Annotated in this window: 1 protein-coding gene; it reads left to right on the top strand. The window is 60.4% G+C overall.

What is annotated here, in order from left to right; genetic code table 11:
* Positions 1 to 119: 119 nt before the first annotated feature.
* Complete coding sequence (locus tag QZY01_RS00230; RefSeq protein ID WP_294531922.1) at positions 120 to 1169, top strand: IS110 family transposase; 1050 nt, start codon at positions 120 to 122, stop codon at positions 1167 to 1169.
* Positions 1170 to 1646 lie beyond the last annotated feature (477 nt).

Raw genomic sequence — 1646 nt, 5'->3', positions numbered from 1 at the left:
TAGATGCCGTAATGGCCCCGATCCGAGCCTCTGGTTCAGGATGGTGGCTGTCCCCCGTATGATGAGAAACGGGGTCCAGGTTAGCGCCGGCCCCAAGCATCGTGGGACGGAGGACAGCCATGGAATATTATGCCGGAATCGACGTCTCTTTGGAACTGTCGAGCGTTTGCGTTGTCGACGCCAAAGGCAAGATTATGAAAGAAGCGAAGGTCGAAAGCGAGCCAGACGCCCTGGTTGTCTTTCTGCGCGGGCTCGCCATACCCATCGAGCGGGTCGGACTTGAAGCGGGGCCGCTGTCGCAATGGCTGCATACCGGATTGACGAAAGCCGGCTTCGAGACATCTCTTCTGGAGACGCGGCATGTGAAGGCCGCGCTCTCGGCAATGACGGTAAAGACCGATCGCAAGGATGCGCGCGGCATCGCCCAATTGCTCCGAATGGGTTGGTTCCGGCCGGTTCACTGCAAATCGATTGGTTCACAGGAAGTCCGGGCGCTGCTTGTCGCGCGCAAGCTTCTGCTTGGCAAATTGCTGGACGTGGAGTTCAGCATCCGCGGCATTTTGCGCGGGTTTGGCCTGAAGATGGGCCTGGTGACGCGCAAGAGTTTCGATACGCGGGTTCGAGACCTGTGCGTAGGCCAGACGATGCTGGAAAAGGTTTGCGCGGCCATGTTGGCGGCGCGCTGCGCTTTACAGACGGAATATACGCGGCTTCACAAGGAGATATTGGCGATCGTCCGCAAGGATGACGTCTGCCGTCATTTGATGACGGCGCCGGGCGTCGGCCCGCTGGTGGCGATCACGTTCAAAACCGCCGTCGACGATCCAACCCGGATCGGGAAGTCCAAGGCCGTCGGCGCGTTGTTCGGATTGACGCCGAAAAAATATCAATCGGGGGAGACCGACGTGACCGGCGGCATTTCGCGCGTCGGCGACGCCATGGTGCGCACCGCTCTCTATGAGGCGGCCAATATCCTTCTCTCGCGCGTCACGCGATTTTCAGCGCTCAAGCGCTGGGGAATGGATATCGCCAAACGGCGTGGGCTAAAACGGGCCAAGGTCGCTTTGGCGCGCAAGATCGGCGTGATTTTGCATCGGATGTGGATCGATGGGACGAGCTTCCGCTGGACCAAGGAGGCGTCAAAAGCTCAGCAGCTCGTCGGAGCATGAACCAGTCGGATTTGTGAATTCGAAGCGAGCTGAACAAGCCCGTTTCGCCCGAAGTCCCGTCGCCGGGACGACGGAGCCGGTGAAGCCGCAAGATGGGCAGTGGCCGACAATCGTTGGACCACGCGTCATTAGATAGGCTCACCGATTCCTCTGATGGCATGATGTGGCGGCCCGCGTGCCGACCACGGACGGAAGCAAGAGACCGGCGGCGCCGACATCGGAAACAGTCAACAGGCGCCGCGCTCGCTACGGCGCAATGGGGAGCGCGCTCACGCGGCGCGACAAAGATTGGAGAGGCTCATAGGAGGGACTTGACACCGAGGGGGCCATTACGGAAGCCCATCTTATTCAGTGCGCCCCGACGGCGCGTATCACCAGTGGAGGAAGATTTCACCCAGAGAGTTGTCGATTGATCTGGTAGCTGGCGAGCGGCTTGGACGAGCAATCGGACGGGCGGAAGCCTCGCGACAAAGGTCG

The sequence above is a fragment of the uncultured Rhodoblastus sp. genome (assembly GCF_903903185.1).
Taxonomy (GTDB): domain Bacteria; phylum Pseudomonadota; class Alphaproteobacteria; order Rhizobiales; family Beijerinckiaceae; genus Rhodoblastus.
The sequence above is the reverse complement of the archived record's forward strand: the minus strand, read 5'-3'. Positions and strand labels throughout refer to the sequence as shown.

What these genes read in the sequence shown, in the direction of transcription:
- QZY01_RS00230 (WP_294531922.1), top strand. Translation starts at nt 120, where the DNA reads ATGGAATATTATGCCGGAATCGACGTCTCTTTGGAACTGTCGAGCGTT.